At 72.8% G+C, this 17,558-nt stretch carries 15 protein-coding genes; 10 read left to right on the plus strand and 5 right to left on the minus strand.

The features are described from left to right. Positions 1 to 13: 13 nt before the first annotated feature. Entirely contained in the window at positions 14 to 1,042 is a 1,029-nt protein-coding gene (gntD, locus tag ABZ815_RS24390; protein ID WP_357701536.1) for a guanitoxin biosynthesis L-enduracididine beta-hydroxylase GntD, read from the minus strand. A gap of 251 nt (positions 1,043 to 1,293) precedes the next feature. Between gntD and ABZ815_RS24395 the strand changes: the two genes are divergently transcribed. Continuing rightward, on the plus strand, positions 1,294 to 2,337 hold the full coding sequence (locus tag ABZ815_RS24395; protein ID WP_357701538.1) for a hypothetical protein: 1,044 nt from the start codon (positions 1,294 to 1,296) through the stop codon (positions 2,335 to 2,337). Positions 2,338 to 2,348: 11 nt separating this feature from the next. Here ABZ815_RS24395 and ABZ815_RS24400 read toward each other — a convergent pair whose 3' ends face one another. Genes ABZ815_RS24400 through ABZ815_RS24410 form a run of 3 tightly spaced genes read right to left on the minus strand, consistent with a single transcriptional unit; the run spans position 2,349 to position 4,399 of the window. Then, positions 2,349 to 3,260 carry a TauD/TfdA family dioxygenase gene (locus ABZ815_RS24400; protein WP_357701540.1) on the minus strand — a complete coding sequence of 304 codons (912 nt, stop codon included), beginning with the start codon at positions 3,258 to 3,260 and terminating at the stop codon, positions 2,349 to 2,351. A gap of 3 nt (positions 3,261 to 3,263) precedes the next feature. Continuing rightward, the gene (locus ABZ815_RS24405) at positions 3,264 to 3,476 is read right to left on the minus strand and encodes an MbtH family protein (RefSeq protein WP_357701542.1); all 213 of its coding nucleotides are present in this window, start codon (positions 3,474 to 3,476) and stop codon (positions 3,264 to 3,266) included. Positions 3,477 to 3,496: 20 nt separating this feature from the next. Next, positions 3,497 to 4,399, minus strand: coding sequence for a winged helix-turn-helix domain-containing protein (locus ABZ815_RS24410; protein ID WP_357701544.1), 903 nt, complete (start codon positions 4,397 to 4,399; stop codon positions 3,497 to 3,499). A gap of 434 nt (positions 4,400 to 4,833) precedes the next feature. Here ABZ815_RS24410 and ABZ815_RS24415 point away from each other — a divergent pair, with 434 nt between their 5' ends. Genes ABZ815_RS24415 through ABZ815_RS24425 form a run of 3 tightly spaced genes read left to right on the plus strand, consistent with a single transcriptional unit; the run spans position 4,834 to position 8,266 of the window. After that, positions 4,834 to 6,426: a tryptophan halogenase family protein gene (locus ABZ815_RS24415; protein ID WP_357701546.1), complete on the plus strand. Its 1,593-nt coding sequence runs from the start codon at positions 4,834 to 4,836 to the stop codon at positions 6,424 to 6,426. Then, positions 6,423 to 7,730 (plus strand): cation:proton antiporter, encoded by a 1,308-nt coding sequence (locus ABZ815_RS24420; RefSeq protein WP_357701548.1) that lies wholly within the window; start codon positions 6,423 to 6,425, stop codon positions 7,728 to 7,730. Before ABZ815_RS24415 ends, ABZ815_RS24420 begins: the two co-directional genes overlap by 4 nt. Continuing rightward, positions 7,727 to 8,266 (plus strand): flavin reductase family protein, encoded by a 540-nt coding sequence (locus tag ABZ815_RS24425; RefSeq protein ID WP_357701550.1) that lies wholly within the window; start codon positions 7,727 to 7,729, stop codon positions 8,264 to 8,266. Before ABZ815_RS24420 ends, ABZ815_RS24425 begins: the two co-directional genes overlap by 4 nt. A 5-nt stretch (positions 8,267 to 8,271) precedes the next feature. Here the strand turns inward: ABZ815_RS24425 and ABZ815_RS24430 are convergent, their stop codons facing one another. Then, positions 8,272 to 9,693: a glycosyltransferase family 39 protein gene (locus tag ABZ815_RS24430; protein ID WP_357701552.1), complete on the minus strand. Its 1,422-nt coding sequence runs from the start codon at positions 9,691 to 9,693 to the stop codon at positions 8,272 to 8,274. 275 nt (positions 9,694 to 9,968) lie between these two features. On the opposite strand from ABZ815_RS24430, the gene mppP reads away from it, so the two are divergent. The 6 genes from mppP to ABZ815_RS24460 all read left to right on the plus strand — a co-directional run bounded on the left by mppP (position 9,969) and on the right by ABZ815_RS24460 (position 17,512). Next, the gene (mppP, locus tag ABZ815_RS24435) at positions 9,969 to 11,093 is read left to right on the plus strand and encodes an enduracididine biosynthesis enzyme MppP (RefSeq protein ID WP_357701554.1); all 1,125 of its coding nucleotides are present in this window, start codon (positions 9,969 to 9,971) and stop codon (positions 11,091 to 11,093) included. After that, positions 11,090 to 12,331: an aminotransferase class I/II-fold pyridoxal phosphate-dependent enzyme gene (locus ABZ815_RS24440; protein WP_357701556.1), complete on the plus strand. Its 1,242-nt coding sequence runs from the start codon at positions 11,090 to 11,092 to the stop codon at positions 12,329 to 12,331. The genes mppP and ABZ815_RS24440 overlap by 4 nt, the downstream gene beginning before the upstream one ends. Before the next feature lie 48 nt (positions 12,332 to 12,379). Continuing rightward, positions 12,380 to 13,252 (plus strand): enduracididine biosynthesis enzyme MppR, encoded by an 873-nt coding sequence (gene mppR / locus ABZ815_RS24445; protein WP_357701558.1) that lies wholly within the window; start codon positions 12,380 to 12,382, stop codon positions 13,250 to 13,252. Positions 13,253 to 13,365: 113 nt separating this feature from the next. After that, entirely contained in the window at positions 13,366 to 13,815 is a 450-nt protein-coding gene (locus ABZ815_RS24450; RefSeq protein ID WP_357701560.1) for a helix-turn-helix domain-containing protein, read from the plus strand. A 216-nt stretch (positions 13,816 to 14,031) separates the two neighbouring features. Further along, positions 14,032 to 15,099: a hypothetical protein gene (locus tag ABZ815_RS24455; RefSeq protein ID WP_357701562.1), complete on the plus strand. Its 1,068-nt coding sequence runs from the start codon at positions 14,032 to 14,034 to the stop codon at positions 15,097 to 15,099. Between the two features lie 334 nt (positions 15,100 to 15,433). Further along, the gene (locus ABZ815_RS24460) at positions 15,434 to 17,512 is read left to right on the plus strand and encodes a prolyl oligopeptidase family serine peptidase (RefSeq protein ID WP_357701564.1); all 2,079 of its coding nucleotides are present in this window, start codon (positions 15,434 to 15,436) and stop codon (positions 17,510 to 17,512) included. The last annotated feature ends 46 nt before the right edge of the window (positions 17,513 to 17,558 follow it).

The raw sequence follows: 17,558 nt of genomic DNA on the forward strand, positions 1-17,558 counted from the left end.
GGTGCTCCTAGCCTCAGTAGATGACGCGGGACCGCGCGTCCAGCCGGAACTCGCGCGACTTGCGAAGATCCCTGGCCACGTTCAGCCGGCGCAGCCACCGGTCCGTCCCGTCGAAGCGGGCGCGGAAGGGCTTGCGTCCGTGCACGGCCTTGTAGTTGTCGATGACGCAGATGTCGCCGGGTTCGAGCACGACCCCGGTCATGGCCGCGTCCACGGTCGCGGCGAGGGCGGCGAGCGCTTTCTCCTCGTCCTCTCCCTGTATTCCTTGCATATAGTGCGGATCGACGCAGAGATACGGGTCGTCCGGGGCGCCGAAAAGCACCGGCATGGGCTTCGGGTCGGTCAGCGCGCTTTCGACCTGGCGATAACTGCGGCGTTTCAGGTCGGCCACCCTCGGGTCGTCGTCCCGGTCCGGGGCACGATTCTCCGGACGGTGCGAGTCGTCCGGGAGAATGAGAAATCGGTGCTCCCGGAGGAAGGCTTCTGTTGCCTCGTCGAGATGTATCGAACCGACCTCGGCGAAGGTCGTCTCCACCTTGTCGGGATTACGCAGGCAGAACAGCCCGAGATAATCCGTGCGGAGCGGGTGGAAGGCGTCCTCGGTGTGCCAGACCAGCGTTTCCTCGCTGCTCCAGCCGATTTGCTCGCGTTCGAAGCCGCGCATCGGGAAAACGTCGTGCATGATGCGCCCGTCCTGCTGCGTCACCCAGCCGATCGGCTCGCCCAACAGGCTCATGACCAGGTAGAACGCGATGTCCAGCGTCAGTGTCGGCGACGGCGTGGGACGTGATCTCCAGTCCTCGGGAGTGGGGCCGAGGGCGGCGTCGTCCACCGGCAGCCCGGAGATCACCAGCAGGCCGGAAGGCTCGGCCAGCCGGAAATCGTGCAACTCCGCGCGGAGGCGTCTCGGCAGCTCGTCGGCATAAACCCGGCCGATTTCCTGGAATTGCGCGGACTCGACTCCCGGATGCTGCCGGGCGAGCTCGCCCGCCAGCTCCGTGATCGCCGTCGCCTCGTCTTTCCGCAGTTCGAAAGTCGACACAACTCGCTCCCTTCCTCGGCGACACCCGTCCGGTCAAGGTTCGGTCGTCGGAGGGCCGGAGCTCAATGTGTTTGAGCCTCAAGCTAAACAGGGCAGTCACGAAGCCGGTGTGCTAGCGTCGAAAAGGTATCAGCGAGCGTCCCGTGCCGGTGTCGGCCCCCGGGCGGAAGCGCCGCGCAAGTGAAATTCGCCGACGACCCGGCTCCTGGTCGGCGCTTCCCACGACGTCATTGACAGCGGAGGAGGACCCGGTGCGCCGATCACGACTGGCAAGGATCACCAGTGCGGCGGCTCATCTGCAGGTGTTCGCCATCGCGGGGATCAGCGCGGTGCTGCTGATCAGGACCTGGCTGGCGAGCACGGGCTACCCGAAGCTCGGCGGCGGCGACCTGCACATCGCGCACGTCCTGTGGGGCGGCCTGCTGATGGCGGTCGGGCTCGGCCTCACCCTCGCCTTCCTCGGCGAGCGGGCCAGGACGTGGGGCGCGCTGCTCGGCGGGGCCGGTTTCGGCACGTTCCTCGACGAGGTCGGCAAGTTCGTCACCGAGCGCAACGACTACTTCTACCGGCCCGCCGCCGGCATCATCTACCTGGTCTTCGCCGTCCTCGTCGTGCTGGCCCAGTGGCTCAAGGGCCGCACCGGCTACACCGGCGCCGAGCGGACCGCCAACGCGCTGCACGCCGCCCTCGTCGGCGTCACCTCCGGGCTGACGGTCGAGCAGCGGCGCAGCGCGATCCGCCTGGTCCAGGACTCCGGCGACCCGCTCGACGCCGCCACGGTCCGCCTGCTCGGCATGGTGCCCTCCAGCGAACCGCCCCGCTTCCCCGCCGTGCGCGCCGTCCTGGCCTGGCTGGAGCGCTTGTGCCGGCGGCCGGTCGTGGTGGTGCTCGCGGTGGTCTACCTCGCCGTACGGGCCCCGCTGCCCCTGGTCGGCCTGGCCCTGGAGAGCTCCTACGACTCCCTCGGCCAGGAACGGGAGTGGGGAGCGGTGAGCGGCCTGGCGGCGTCCGCGGCGGTGACGGTGCTGCTCAGCCTGTGGGGCGCGGCCCGGTTACGGTGGAACCGGGCGGCCGCCTTCCAGGCGCTCTACCTCGCGCTTCTGGTCGACATCCTGTTCGGCCAGGTGTTCGCGTTCATCGTGAACCAGTTCTCCGCGGTGCCGGGGCTGGTCGCGGACCTGCTGGTGCTGGCCGTGCTCGGCACGACGAACCGGCACCTGCGCAGAACCGCCCCGGCCCGCGACCCCGGCGACGGGCCGGGGGCGCGGGCCGGGAACGAGGACCGGGACGGCTGAGGTCCCGGGAGCTACGACCCCGACGGCTCCGCCATGGCGACCGCGATCCGCCGCGCCCCCGTGTACGGCTCGCGCCCGTGCGAGGTGAGCATGTTGTCGATGACGAGCAGGTCGTCGGCCGCGTAGTCGAAGCGGCGGGAGGCCGCCCGGTAGCACTTGCGCAGGTGGTCGGTGACCTCGTCGGGGATGGCGCCGCCGTCGCCGTAGTAGGTGTTGCTCGGCAGCCCCTCCTCCCCGCACATCTCCAGCAGCCCCTCGCGCACGGCCTCGGGCAACGTCGTGACGTGGAAGAACGTGGCGTGGTTGAACCAGACGGGCTCACCGGTCACCGGATGCCGGTGCACCGCCGCGCGGACGGCCTCGGTGCGCAGCCGTCCGTCCCCGAGCCAGGTCGCCCGTACGCCGTTGCGCTCGCAGTACGCGGTGACCTCGTCCCGGTCGGAGGTGTTGAACGCCTCCGACCACGGCATGCCGAGTTCGTCGTCGTAGGTGCGCACGACCATCCAGCCGCGCCGCTCGAACTCCTCGCGCACCGCCGGGTCGAGGGTGTCGTGCACCTCCCGCGTCGAGGCCAGGGGCGTGGCCCCCTGCGACTCCGGCGGCCGCATGCAGTGGAAGAACAGCACCATGGGCCAGACGGCCTGGTAGGAGTTCTCGTTGTGGAGGAAGATCTCCTCCTCGGGCGGATAGTCGGTCGAGGTGTAGACGTTGCCCTTGATCACGCTGCGCGGCGACGACCGTTCGGTGTAGGCCAGTGGCGTCCCGGAGAACGCGCGCACGGCCGCGTCGAACCCCTCGACGCCGCCCACCTCGAAGCCGCGGAACAGCAGCGCCCCGTGGCTGGTCAGGCTCTCGCGCAGCGCGCGGTGCCCGGCCCTGATCCGGTCCTGGACGGGCTCGCCGCCGCCCTCGATGATCAGCACGGCTCACTCCTCCATCGCCGCGATGAGGCTCTTGGGCCGCAGGTCGGTCCAGTTCTCGTTGATGTAGCCGAGCGCGCGTTCGCGGTCGGTCTCGGGCAGCGCGACCGCCCATCCGGCCGGCACGTCCACGAAGGCCGGCCAGAGCGAGTGCTGTCCTTCGTCGTTGACGAGCACCAGGTAGATGCCCTCGGGGTCCTCGAAGGGGTTCGTGCTCATCGTGCGTCCTCCAGGGAAGGTCAGTTGCGTTGTGAGATGAGTCCGCCGCCGCGCAGCAGCGCCATGCCGAGCGACGTCAGCGTGTGCAGGGCCGTGTTGCGGTTGCGGGCGGTGGTGATGAGCCCGGCCTTGCGCAGCACGGTGGCGTGCTTGCTGGCGCCGGCCAGGGAGATGCCGAGCCGCTCGGACAGCGCGCCGGTGGTGCAGCTGTCCATGAGCGCCTGCATGGCCGCGGCCCGGGTGTGCCCGACGAGCGCGCCGAGCGCCTCGTCGTCGGCCGTGGGCTCGGCCACCAGGTCCGACAGTACGGCCGGCGTCCAGGGGACCGAGACCACGAGCGCGGGCAGCCCCGTCTCGTGCTCCCGGTCCAGGAACAGGCAGTGCCTGACCTGGAGGAAGAACGAGGGGCTGAGCAGCAGGCCCTTGCCGTCGAGGTACACGTCGCGGTCCTCGTCGTGCGGGACCTCCAGGACCGGCGGGTTCCAGACCAGCTTCGGGTGCAGGGTGTCCAGCAGGCACTCGACACCGTTGGTGATGGTGATCCGGCCGAACGTCTCCCGTTCGAGCTCCAGGTAGGCACGCACCCGCCCCCAGTACGGCAGCACCGCGGCCCGGCAGAACGCCAGCACGGTCGCGGTCGCCCACGGGACGGCGGCGTCCCCGGCGCGGAAGCCGGACTCGCCGGGGGAGCGGTCGAGCAGTCCGAGCAGCTCGCCGAGCGGCCGGCGCTCGCGGGCCAGCCGATCCACCTGGCCGGCCGTGCCGTTCATGCGTTCGCGCACGTCCCTCCGCCACTCGCCGTGGACCGCGCCGCCGCTTCTGGCGAACAGGTCGAGGGCGAACACGCTCTCGGTCACCGGGCCCAGCGTCGCCGCCATGCGCAGGCGTGCCAGGTCTTCGACCGTGAAATGAATCCGCAGCACCGCGGCTCCCATTTCGCTTTTTCCGGGTTCGTCGATCACGCCGCGGCGCGGGAAAAAGCGCACGACGCGGTGGCCGCGTGGATCAGGGCGGCTTGGCGATGAGGGCGTCCGCGGTGGGAGCCCCCAGTTTTGCTCAAGCTAACTCGGAGGCAGTTGGGAAGTCAACTGGGGTTGGTGGATCAGGAGTTTTGCATCTACGCCAGTTGATGACCGCCTGTGGGCAACCGTGAACGCCCTGCACAGGGGGCGCATGCCAAGCCGCGGGGCCGCGCGCCACCACCCTCCTGACCGCCCTGTTTAGCTCCGGCGTCAATGAGCTGGAAATCGGCCGGGGCCGTCCGGCACGCTCGGAAAAGGGCGGTCGGAGCACTGCCCAATCCTTTTTCCGGTTCTTCCGACGCGCGTTTCCCAACGCCATGGACAAGGGCTCAAGAATGGTAAAGAACGTCGTCATCGTGGGCGGCGGCACCTCGGGCTGGATGACCGCCGCATATCTCCGGGCGGCATTCGGTGACCGAATCGCCGTCACTCTGGTCGAGTCGAAGAACATCGCGACGATCGGCGTGGGAGAGGCCACGTTCAGTACGATCCGTCACTTCTTCGACTATCTCGGGCTGGACGAGCGGGAGTGGATGCCCGCGTGCAACGCCACGTACAAGCTGGGGATCCGGTTCGAGAACTGGCGCGCCCCGGGCCATCACTTCTACCACCCGTTCGAACGCCTGCGCGTCGTGGACGGCTTCCCCCTCACCGACTGGTGGCTCGACGCCCGTCCCGGCGGCGACTTCGACCGCGACTGCTTCGTCATCAGCTGGCTGTGCGAGGCCAAGCGCTCGCCCCGCTACCTGTCGGGTGAGCTGTTCGAGCAGGACTTCACCGAGAACCCCGACGAGCGCGCCTACCGCACCACCCTCACCGAGCAGAACACCCAGTTCCCCTACGCCTACCACTTCGACGCCGCGCTGCTGGCCTCCTACCTCACCCGGTTCGGCACCGAGCGCGGCGTCCGGCACGTCCTCGACGACGTCGTGGACGTCCGGCTGGACGAGCGCGGCTGGATCGACCACGTGCTCACCAAGGAGCACGGAGAGCTGTCCGGCGACCTGTTCATCGACTGCACCGGCTTCCGCGGCATGCTGCTGAACAAGGCGCTGGACGTCCCCTTCGTCTCCTACCAGGAGAGCCTGCCCAACGACCGGGCGGTGGCGCTGCGCGTGCCCGCCGACATGGCCCGCCGCGGCCTGCGCCCCTGCACCACCGCCACCGCCATGGACGCCGGCTGGATCTGGACCATCCCCCTGTACGGCCGCATCGGCACCGGCTACGTCTACGCCGGCGACTACTGCACCCCCGAGGAGGCCGAACGCGCCCTGCGCGAGTTCGTCGGCCCCGAGGCGGACGAGCTGGAGGCCAACCACATCCGCATGCGGATCGGCCGCAGCGAGCGCTCCTGGGTGAACAACTGCGTGGCCGTCGGCCTGTCCAGCGGCTTCGTCGAGCCCCTGGAGTCGACCGGCCTGTTCTTCATCCAGAACGCCATCGAGCAACTGGTCAAGCACTTCCCCGCCGAGCGCTGGGACGACCGGCTGCGGGAGTCGTACAACCGCCAGGTCGGCAACGTCATGGACGGCGTGCGCGAGTTCCTCGCGCTGCACTACCACGCCGCCGCCCGCTCCGACAACGACTACTGGAAGGACGCGGCCACCCGGCCCCTCCCCGATGGGCTGGCCGAACGCCTGGAGCTGTGGCAGGCGCGCCTGCCCGACAACGAGACGATCTTCCCGCACTACCACGGCTTCGAGTCCTACTCCTACATCGCCATGCTGCTCGGGCTCGGCGGCGTCCCGGTGCAGGCCCCGCCCGCGCTGCGGCACTTCGACCACGGCCGCGCGGAACGTGAGCTGCGGCTCGTACGCCAGCAGGCCGAGGCGCTGGTCGCCAACCTGCCCAGCCAGTACGAGTACATCGCCGCCCTCAACGGCGACGCCATGCCCGGACGGCGACCCGAGCTGAGCCGGACACGATGATCCCGGCAGAGGGACCGGCGCGGATCGCCCTGTTCGGCGTCCTGCTCGCGGCGGTCCTCCTCCTCGCCTGGGCAGGGCGGCGGCTGGCCGGCGTGCTGCGCCAGCCGGCCGTGATCGGCGAGGTGGCGCTCGGGATGGCGGCGGGCCCGCTGGTCGTCGCCGTGGCCGGTCCCGGCGCCGCGCGGGCGCTGCCCCTCGACTGGCTGAGCTGGTGCGGGCACGCCGGCCTGGTGCTCTACCTGGTCGGCGTGATCCACGAGCTGCGCCTGGCCGCGCCGCTCGTGCGCGGCCGGGCGGTGGGCTGGACCGCGGCGGGCGCGCTCATCGTCCCGCTGCTGGCCGGCGCCGCCGTGGCCGTGTGGGCGCTGGCCGGGGACGAGCCCGGCCTGCGCGGCACGGCCCCGGCGTCCGCGCTGGTCGTCTTCCTGGCGGTGTCGTTGTCGGTCACCGCCGTCCCCGTCCTGGCGCGGATCCTGTCCGAACGTGACCTGGTCGGCACCCGGGTGGGGGTGTTGTCGATGACGGTCGCCATGGTCACCGACGTGGCGGCCTGGCTGCTGATCGCGCTGGCGGTCAGCCTGGCGACCGGCGGCCTCGGGAACGTGGCCGTGCTGCTCGCCGTCACCGCCGCGGCCCTCACGGGTGCGGTCGCGGTACGGCGCGCGCTGAGCCCGGCCCCGCTCCTGGGGCTGCCCGCCCGCGCCCCGCGGGCGGCGGCGGTGCTCCTCGCCGTCTGGGCGCTGGCGGCCGCGGCGGCGATGCGCTCGTGGGGGCTGACCGAGATCCTGGGCGCGGCCCTCGCCGCCCTCGCCCTGCCCCTGACGGCCGCGGCTCCCGCCGATGGGAGTGCCACGGGCGGCGGCGAGGATCCGTGGGCACGGCCCGTGCGGCTGGTCGCGGGCGCCGGGCGGCTGCTCGTCCCGGTGTTCTTCGTGGTCACCGGGTTCACCGTGTTCGCCGAGCCGTTCGCGGTGGCCCCCTGGTCGGCGATCGTCCTGGTCACGCTGCTCGGCATGGCGGCCAAGGCCGGGGGCGCGTACGCCGGCGCCCGCCTCGGCGGCGAGCCGCCCGGGACGGCGCTCCGACTGGGCGTGCTGCTCAACACCCGGGGCCTGACCGAGCTGGTCGCGCTGCAGATCGGCCACGAGGCCGGGATCCTCACCCCGGCCATGTTCCTCGCGCTCGCCGTCATGGCGCTGGTGACCACGGCGGCGACCGGCCCGTCGTACGCCCTCCTCCAGCGGCCGCGACGGCCGCGCGGGACGGCCCCGGTACCCGTCGCACAGAACGGAGGCTTGCGATGACGGATCTCCCGCTGGTGGAGGCCCTGCCCATGACGCCGACGGTCGACCCCGACCGTTTCCGGTCACTGATGTCCACCTTCCCGAGCGGCGTCGCCGTCGTGACCGTGACCGACCCGGACGGCCGCCCGCGCGGCATGACCTGCTCGTCGGTGTGCAGCGTCACCCTCGACCCGCCGACGCTGCTGGTCTGCGCCCGCAGCCTGAGCCCCACGCTGCACGCCATGCTCAAGACCGAGCAGTTCACCGTGAACCTGCTGCACGCCCACGCCCGCGACACCGCCGAACTGTTCGCCTCGGGCGCCGCCGACCGCTTCGACCGGGTCAGATGGTCCGCCCGCCCCGCCTACGGCGGGCCGCACCTGGTGGAGGAGTCCCACTCCGTCGCCGACTGCCGGGTCGCCAGGACCGTGGAGGCCGGCGACCACATCGTGGTCTTCGGCGAGGTGTACGGCATCGAGTGGTGCGCGCCGGCCGTACCCCTCCTGTACGGCCTGCGCGCCTACTCGTCCTGGCGTCCGGGGACCGAGCCGTCATGACCGGCTCAGAAGGTGCCCGTCCACCGCAGCCGCCGCCACGTCTCCGCCCACGGCAGGCGCGGCTCCCGGCACACCAGCAGCTCCTTGCCCTCCTCGAAGTGCGGGACGTCGAAGGTGAGCCGCCCGCGTGCCTCGCACCGGCCGAACAGCGCCGAGAACGACGCCCGGTCCACCCCGACCGCGACGACCACGTCCACGCCGTCGGCCGGACGCCCGAAGTCGGCGTAGGAGTTCTGGGCGCTGTAGGTCCTGGGCAGCCCGTACGCGCCGCCGTACCGGGCCAGGGCCCCGGCCTCGCCGTAGTTCTGGGCGTACACGACGGCCCGCCGCCGTTCGTCCACCGGCAGCGCGCGGTGGACGGCGGACACCTGCGCGGCCAGGTCCGGCCAGCCGGTCTCCCCGAACTGCTCCTCGCCGAGCACGGCCAGCACCGGGTTGCCGGCGTACGTCGCGATGGGCAGGACCGGCAGCACCATGAGCGCCGCGAGCACCCCGTTGAGCACCGCCGCCGCCCCCAGCCACAGGCGGCGGCCGAGCGTCGCCGCCCGCACGCACCCGGCCGCCACCAGCACGGTCAGCAGCCCCTCGGTGTAGCGGGGCTCGGCCCCGAGCAGCATCAGCAGCGGCGCCACGACGAGGTACGCCGTGGCGACCGCCCGGTACGGTCGCCACTCCGCCCGCCGGAGCAGGGCCACCAGCCCGATCACCCAGACCGGCGTGAGGAAGGGCCCGATCATGAGCACCTGGCCCACCAGGAAGTTGACGGCGCCCGCCGGCCCCGCCGACATCTCGCTCGCCATCGTGAACTGCGGCCACCCGTGCGCGGCCTGCCAGACGAGTCCGGGCGAGGCGATCAGCAGCGCGACCCCGGCGCCGCCCAGGAGCCACCCGCCGCGCAGCACGCGCCGCGGCCCGGCGACGAGCAGCCCCGCCGCGAGGGCCACGACCAGCAGCACCACCAGGTACTTGGCCAGCAGCCCCACGCCGACGACCGCGCCCACGGCGAGCCACAGCCGCTCGTCGCCGGTCCGCAGGACGCGGATCACCAGCCAGCAGGCCGTGACCCACACCAGGTGGTCGACGGCGGTGGGGTGCAGCACGTGCCCGGCGGCGAGCGTGGCCAGCGTGGCGGCGCAGACGCACGCGGTCAGCACCTGGAGCCGGCGTCCCGCGCCGAGCTCGCCCGCGATCAGCCCGGTGACCAGCACCGACACGGCGGTCAGCAGCGCCGGCACGACCCGGATCGCCGTCAGCGAGTCGCCGAACAGCACGATCTGCAGCCGGGCCAGCAGGGGGACGAGCAGCGGCTGGTCGACGTACCCCCACGCGAGGTGCTCACCGGCGACCCGGAAATAGAGCTCGTCGACGTAGTAGCCGGGGCCTCCGGCGAACGCCAGAAAGACCGCGAGGACCGCGACGGTGACCACGGACAGGCCGATGGCGGCCCTTTGCGGAGATGTTTCCGCCCGAGGCGGAGAAATAGCTGCGACGGTGTCCACGAAAACCCCTTCCAGCGTTTGTGTGGAGGTGTAACCGCTGGTCGCAGCCTCCCATCGAGTCGATGAGGACACAATGGAATTGACTCGTCCGGAAAACACACAGCTCGTCGGCCGAGTCCTCCGCCATGCATTGACGGGAACGAATCGAGCGACTTATTTTGCGTCCGGGTATCCCACTCCAAAACGCACGTGAGGTGAATGTGATGCAGGAACTCCAGGCGATCAATCTCACCGAATTCGAATGTCTGGCGCTGAACAGCCCGCTGAACCTCGCCGACGGGCACGCCCGGCAGGCGCTCACCGCCAGCCAGGCGCGGATCATCGACGACCTGCCCAACCTGTTCGCCAAGGCCGCCGCGCGGGCTCCCGAGGAGGTGGAGCTCGACGCCTGCCGGGCGTACCTGGGCCTGCTCGGCCAGCACAGCCACCCGGTCGGCGAGAACCGCGTGTTCGCCTGCTACTCCTCCTCGGTGGCCATGGAGATCTTCGCCAGGGCCCTGGCCCAGAAGGGCGACACGGTCGCGCTGATCCACCCGACGTTCGACAACATCCCCGACATCCTGCGCGGCGTGGGCCTGAACCTGCTGCCCCTGGAGGAGGACGTCCTGCACGGCGGCGACCTGCCCCGCGCCCTGCTCGACGCGGTGAGCTGCGTCTTCGTCACCACGCCCAACAACCCCACCGGCCGCGTGGTGACGGAGGAACGGCTGCGCGCCCTGGCCGCCCAGTGCGCCGAGCACGACGTCGTCCTGACACTGGACACCTCGTTCCGCGGCTTCGACCCCCGGGCCCACTTCGACCACTACCGGGTGCTGGAGGACAGCGGCTGCCGCTGGATCGTCATCGAGGACACCGGCAAGCTGTGGCCCACGCTGGAGCTGAAGATCGGCTGGCTGGTCACCTCGGCCGAGCCCGGCCTGCCCGTCGCCAAGGTCTACTCCGACATCCTGCTCGGCGCCTCACCGCTCGTGCTGGCGCTGGTGCAGCGCTTCGCCGAGGACGCCGCCGACGGCGGCCTGCCCGACCTGCATCGCTTCATCGCCGGCAACCGCGCGCTGGTGCGGCGCTCGCTCGCCGGCCTGCCGGACGTGGACTTCCCCGACCCCGCCAGCCGGGCCAGCGTCGAACGGGTCCGCCTCGGGCGACGCTCGTCGCTGGAGGTGTGGTCCGCGCTGCGCGAGCACAACGTGTACATGCTGCCCTGCCAGAAGTTCCACTGGGCCGACCCGTCCGAGGGCGACCACATGCTCCGCGTGGCGCTCGCCCGGCCGGCCGCCTCGCTCGACGAGGCGACGCGGGCCCTCCGCCTCGTCCTGTCCTCCCGATGAGCCCCACCCCCGCCGCACCCCGCCCCCGCGCGGCCCCCGGCCCCCCGGTGTCCCCGGCGCGGGGGCGGGCCGGGCCCGGGTCGCACGCGCTGCGCTGGGAGGCGGGCGTCGTGCAGTCGGTGGCGCCACCCGGTACGACCGACCTCGGCCCCGGCTACCTCGGCCCCGGCCTGCTGCCCGTGGACCTGCTGGCGGAGGCGTACGCCGAGGCCCTGACCGGTTACGGCGCGGCCGCCCTGGCGTACGGCGACGACCGCGGCGCGCTCACCCTGCGCGCGGCGCTCGCCGCCCGCCAGGACGTGTCGTGCGGGCCAGGTGGCGTGCTGGTCACCGCCGGCACCTCGCAGGCCCTTCACCTGCTGGCCACCGCCCTGGCCCGGCCCCGCGACGCGGTGCTCGTCGAGGACTCCTGCTACGACCTGGGCAGGCTCGTCCTCACCGACTGCGGCCTGCGACCGTACGGGGTTCCGGGGGACGCCTCCGGGATGGACCCGCAGGCTCTCGACGCGGCCCTGACCCGCACCCGCCCCGCCTTCGTGTACCTCAACCCCACCTTCCACAACCCGACCGGCCGGGTCACGCCGCTCGGCCGCCGCCGCGAGCTGCTGGCCGTCGCGCGCCGGCACGCGACGACGATCGTCGAGGACGACGCCTACGCCGACCTGCGCCTCGACGGCGGCACCGGACCGCCCGCCCTGGCCTGCCTGGACGGGCACCGGGGCGTGATCAGACTGGGCACCTTCTCCAAGTCCCTGGCCCCCGGGCTGCGCCTCGGCTGGCTGACGGCCGAGCCCGCCGTGGCCGACCGGCTGGCCGCCCATGGCGTGTTCCAGAGCGGCGGCTGCCTGAACCACACCACCTCGCTGGCCGTGGCCGCCCTGCTGGAGCGGGGCCACTACGACCGCCACCTGCTCTGGCTGCGCGAACGCCTGCGCGAACGGCGCGACGCCTTGGTGGACGTCCTCGCGGCGCGGCTGGACGGCGGCTTCGCCCTCGACCGGCCCGCCGGCGGCCTGTTCGTGTGGGTGCGCGCCGACCGCCGTGAAGCCGGGCTGCTCGCCGCGGCACGCCGCGCGGACGTCCTGGTCGCCGCCGGCTCCCGCTTCGCCGCCGCCCCCGTCCCCGGCTCGACGGCGGGCGCCGTACGGCTCGCGTACGGCCTCAACGGCCCGGACGAGCTGGCCGCCGCCGCGGAACGGCTGGCGGAGGTCTGGAACACGATCCCCCCGGAGACCTGAGAATCCGCCCACCGAGAATCCGATGCCCCGACAGGAGACGACCCCCTGATGACCGCCCCCCCGAACACCGGACCCTCGCCCACCGCACCCTCGCCCACCGCAGCCGACCTCCAGCCCGCCGCGTCCCCACCCGCCGCGTCCCCGCACGGCTACACGCTCCCGCTCTCGCCCTCGGGGCGTGCTGCGATGGTCACCCCGCCGCCCTGGCACTTCTCCGGTGACGTCATCATGGCCGACTACCGCGTGGACCCCGAGGCCGCCGCCCGCTTCCTGCCCCCGGAGCTCACCCTGGGCCCCGACCCGGGAGCCGCCGCCGCGGTCTTCGCCGAGTGGCAGTGGTGCTCCGCCGACGGCGCCGAGCTGGCCGACCCCGCCCGCTGCCGGTTCGCGGAGTTCCTGATCCTGCTCGCCTGCGAGTACCGCGGCCGTCCTCTGGCCCGCTGCCCGTACGCCTGGGTGGACGAGCCGGTGCCGCTGGTACGCGGCTGGATCCAGGGCATGCCCAAACAGTTCGGTCAGGTGCACCAGATCAGGCCGGCCCGGGTCGGCAGGGCGGGGCCCAGGCTCGCCCCCGGAGGCCGCTTCGACGCCGCGCTGTCGGCGGGCGGCAGGCGCGTCGCCGAGGCGGCCGTGACCCTTGAGGGCCGCGCCGACGAGCCGCCCCGCCTGCACACCGTCCCGCTGGTGCACACGCGGCTGTTCCCGGCCTGGCTCCCGGCGGAGGAACCGGTGACGCGGCTGGTGACCTCGGAGGTGAGCGACGTGGAGTTCTCGGAGATCTGGACGGGCCGCGCCGAGGTGCGCTTCCCCGACGTGCCGGACTCCGACCTCGCCCGACTGGCCCCGGTCGAGGTGGGCAGGGGGTACGTCTTCTCGTACGCGGAAACGCTGTACCATGGCCGGGCGCTGGAGCCGACGTAGACTGTCGTTAACGGAACGCTATTCGGTCGTCAACTGAAGTTAATTCCTCTGCTATGCTGGCGGCAGCGTCCCCTTCTCCACCCAGCCGCCTCCGTGCATCCGGCAGAGGAATCATGCCCGACACCCCATCCGAGGGACGCCGTACCCTAGCGGCGAAGCTGGACCACCTGTTCCGCACAGTCCACTCGCCAGAGGGCGGCGAATACAGCTTCGAGGACGTCGCCGACGCGCTGCGGGCGGCGGGCGGGCCCACCATCTCGGGCACGTACATCTGGCAGCTCCGCAAGGGGTTGCGCGACAACCCCACCAAGCGCCATCTCGAGGCGCTCGCGGGATTCTTCGGCGTCCCGCCCGCCTACTTCTTCGACGACGAGGCGGCCGAGCGCATCGACGCCGAGCTGTCGCTGCTCGCCGCCATGCGCGACGCCTCCGTCCGGGGCATCGCGCTGCGGGCGGCCGGGCTCTCGCCGAAGAGCCTGACCGCGATCCTGGAGATGGTCGAGCGCGTACGCGAGCTCGAAGGGCTGCCCGACGCCGCCGGGGGCGACACCCCCGAAGAGTGACCCGCGAACGCGCCTGCCGCGGCGCGACGTGTCAGCCGACGCCCGCTCCGCCGACCTCGGCCGCCCCGGCGTGCCCAGGCCCGCCGCCCGCGAGCCGACGCCTTCCGGGATCGCCCGCGGACGGATGGTGACGTTCCCCTTCATGCCTTGGCGGCCGGCGATCGCGCCCATATCTTGGTGATCGTTTTTGCCGGCTCTTCGGACAGTGGGGTGACCATGAGAACCACACGCACGAGCCTGACCATCCTGGCGAGCATCCTCCTCATGGCCGGACAGGCGGCGGGCGCGGGGCCGGCCGCGGCGGACGGCTGCCCGGCGACCACCGACCAGTGGGAGGTCACCGACCTGGGCGTCACCGGGTACGCACTCGACATCAACGACCTGGGACAGATCGCCGGCTCCAGCGTGAGCGCGACCGGCGAACAGCGGGCGACCGTCTGGGACGGCGCGCAGGTGGTCGACCTGGGCAGTCTCGGCGGCGGCCACGCCTCCGCCGGCGCCCTCGACGAGGACGGCAACGTCGTCGGCAGCAGCTACACGGCGACGGAGAAGGGGCACGCCTTCCACTGGCGCGCCGGGACGATGACCGACCTCGGCATCTTCGGCAGCGTCCCCACCCTGGTCCACGACGTCAGCGCGGGCGTCGTCGTGGGCGAATATCGGTACTGGCTGCCCAACGGCACGGCCCGCTACCAGGCGTTCCGCATCCAGGACGGCGTCCGGACCGACCTCGCCGCCGTCCCCGGCAGCCAGGCGGCGGCCGTCAACCCGGCCGGGCAGATCGCCGGCACCCAGGGCCGCCTCGAACCGCCCGGCCCGGCCGGCCAGCGGACCCACCGGGCCTTCCTCTGGGAGGACGGCGTCATCACCGAGCTCGGCACGCTCGGCGGCCGGTGGAGCCAGGCCGAGGGGATTAACGGCGACGGTCACATCGTCGGCCAGTCGGCGCTCGGCGCGGACGGCGTGCTCGCGGGCGGCTACATCTGGAGCGCCGAGGAGGGCATGCGGCGCCTGCCCGACGCCGGCGGCCTGGCCGCGCCCAAGGCCGTCAACGACGACGACGTGATCGCCGGCACGCACACCTGCACGGGGGCCGGCACCGCCGCCCACGCGGCCGTCTGGACCGGCCCCGGCGCGGCTCCGGCCCTGCTGCCCGACCCGGCGACCGGCACCGCCACGATGGCCAACGCCGTCAACGCGCAGGGCGAGATCACCGGGTGGGCCGAGGCCCCCGACGGCTCGCGCCGCGCCCTCGTGTGGCGGCCCACGCCCGGGAACTCCTGAGCGCCGGCGAGCTCCGCCGTCGGAGCTGCTCGCTCACGGACGGGGACTCATCCCGTCGGCATCCGCACCTGATCTCTCCGTTAGCTGAATGTGACCGAGTGGCTACTTTCAGCAATACGGCGGCGGGCATGAGCAGGCGTACCAGAAGGTGCACCCGAAAGGATCACGTCATGAACGAACTGCCCGGCCTCCCTATTGGGCTTCTCTCCGACGAGATGGCCTCGCTGGAGGACTGGCGCTCCGAAGCCACGACCGGCGAGCTGAGCTGACCGGCACCGACGGGCCCGCCGACGCCTCGGCGGGCCCGTCGGCGAGCGGGAGGGGAGGGGAGCCCGTGCCGTCGCCCTACCCGCCCGCTCGCCGCGTCCCGACGGCGGACCTGCTGCACGGGCACCTGGTCACCGACCCCTACCGATGGCTGGAGAACGCCGACAGCGCCGACTGCGCCACCTGGCTCGACGGCCAGGCCGCGCTGCTGGCCGCGCACGCCCCCGCCTGGCGCCACCGGCCGCGGCTGCGGCGACTGCTGGAGGAGTTCGCGGCGGACGGCGGCCCGGCGGCCGGCCCACCGGTGATCCGCGGGCCGCGAAGCTTCTACCTGCACCGCGCCGCCGGGCAGGAGCTGCCGGTCCTCATGACCGCCCTCGCCGGCCGCGCACCGGCCCCGCTGCTCGATCCGCTGAGGCTGGACCCGTCGGCGCTGACCACCCTGGACGCCTGGCGGCCGTCGTGGACCGGCGATCTGCTGGCCTACCAGACCTCGCGCGGCGGCGACGAGCGGCCGGTCCTCCAGGTTCTCGACGTGCCTCGCCGGCGCGTCGTGGCCGGGCCGCTGCACCCCGGCCGGATCACGCCGATCGCCTGGCTGCCCGACGACTCCGGCTTCTACTACCTGACCCTCTCCACCGGCCCGTTCCCGCTCCGCCGCCAGGTACGGCTGCACCGCCTGCACACCGCGGACGACGACGCCGTCGTCTTCTCCACCGCCTGGCCGCATCTGTCCATCGCCATCAGCCCCCACGGCCACGGTCTGTCCATCAGCGCCGCCCCCGGGGCCCAGAGCGGCAACCGCCTGTGGCTGGCCCCGATCGTCCCAGGCCAGGAGCACATCCTGGACGCGCGCCTGATCCACGACGGCGTCCGGGACCACACCACCGCGATGCTCAAATCCGGCCCCGCCGGCCGCCTGTACGCCGTCACCGACGCAGAAGCCCCTTATGGTCGTGTCTGCGCCGTCGAGCCCGGCGACCCGCACGCCTCCCGGTGGCGGACGCTGGTCACCTCCAGCGCTCCCGCGGTGCTGTCCGGCTGCGTCCCGCTCGTCGGTCCCCGCCGGCAGCCGTACCTGTTGGTCAGCCTCATCAGCCCCGACGGCGCCGAACTGCGCCTGCACGACGGCGAGGGCGCCTTCCTGCGCACCGTCCCGGCACCCGGCCGCGGACCGGGCACCATCACGGGCCTGACCGGCCCGCCCGGCGGCGCCGAGGCCCACTTCACCTACAACGACTTCGTCACCGCACCGGCCGTGTACCGCTACGACCCGCGCGACCAAGGGTGCCGCCCATGGCGACGGCCCGGCGGGAGGCAGAGGGCGCCACGCCCGGCGAACGCGCCCACGGTCGCCCGGCTCACCTACCCCTGCGGCCAGAGCGCCGGGCACCTGTACGTGCTCGCCCGCCCAGGACCGCGAGGCCCGCGCCCGGCCGTCCTGACCGCCTACGGCGGCTTCGGCGCCTCCTTCCGGCCCACGTACTCGCCCACCACGCTGGCCTGGGTGGCCGCCGGCGGCATCTACGCCATCGCCGCGGTACGTGGCGGCGGCGAGTACGGCACGGCCTGGCACGCCGCCGGGCGCGGCGTCAACAAGCCCAACGCCGTGGCGGACTTCATCGCCGCCGCCCGTCATCTGATCGACGACGGCTGGACCACCGCCGGTCAGCTCGCGATCAAGGGCGCCTCGCACAGCGGCCTGCTCGTGGCCGCCGCGCTCACCCGCGCCCCGGAGCTGTTCGCCGCCGCCGTCTGCTCCGACTCCGTCACCGACCTCGTCCGCTACCCGAGCTTCGGGCTGGGCCGTTTGTGGACGACCGAACTGGGCGACCCGGACCACCCCGACCACCTGCCGGTGCTGCTCGGCTACTCTCCCTACCACCAGGTGCGACCCGGCATCCGCTATCCGGCGGTGCTGCTGACCACCCCGCGCACCGACCCCCGGGTGGACGCCATGCACACCCGCAAGTTCGCCGCCGCCCTGCAGCACGCCACCGCCTCCGAGCAGCCGATCCTGCTGCGCTGTGAGGACGGCGTGGGCCACGGCGCGCGCGCCGCCTCCCGCTGGCACGACCTGCACGCCGACGCGCTGGCGTTCTGCGCCGCCCACACCGGGCTCGCGGACGGCCCCCAGGGGGCGTGAGCCCGGTCAACGGCCTGCCCGAACCGGCAGCACCCGGACCGGCGCG

This window comes from Nonomuraea sp. NPDC047529 (genome assembly GCF_040642995.1).
Classification (GTDB): Bacteria; Actinomycetota; Actinomycetes; order Streptosporangiales; family Streptosporangiaceae; genus Nonomuraea.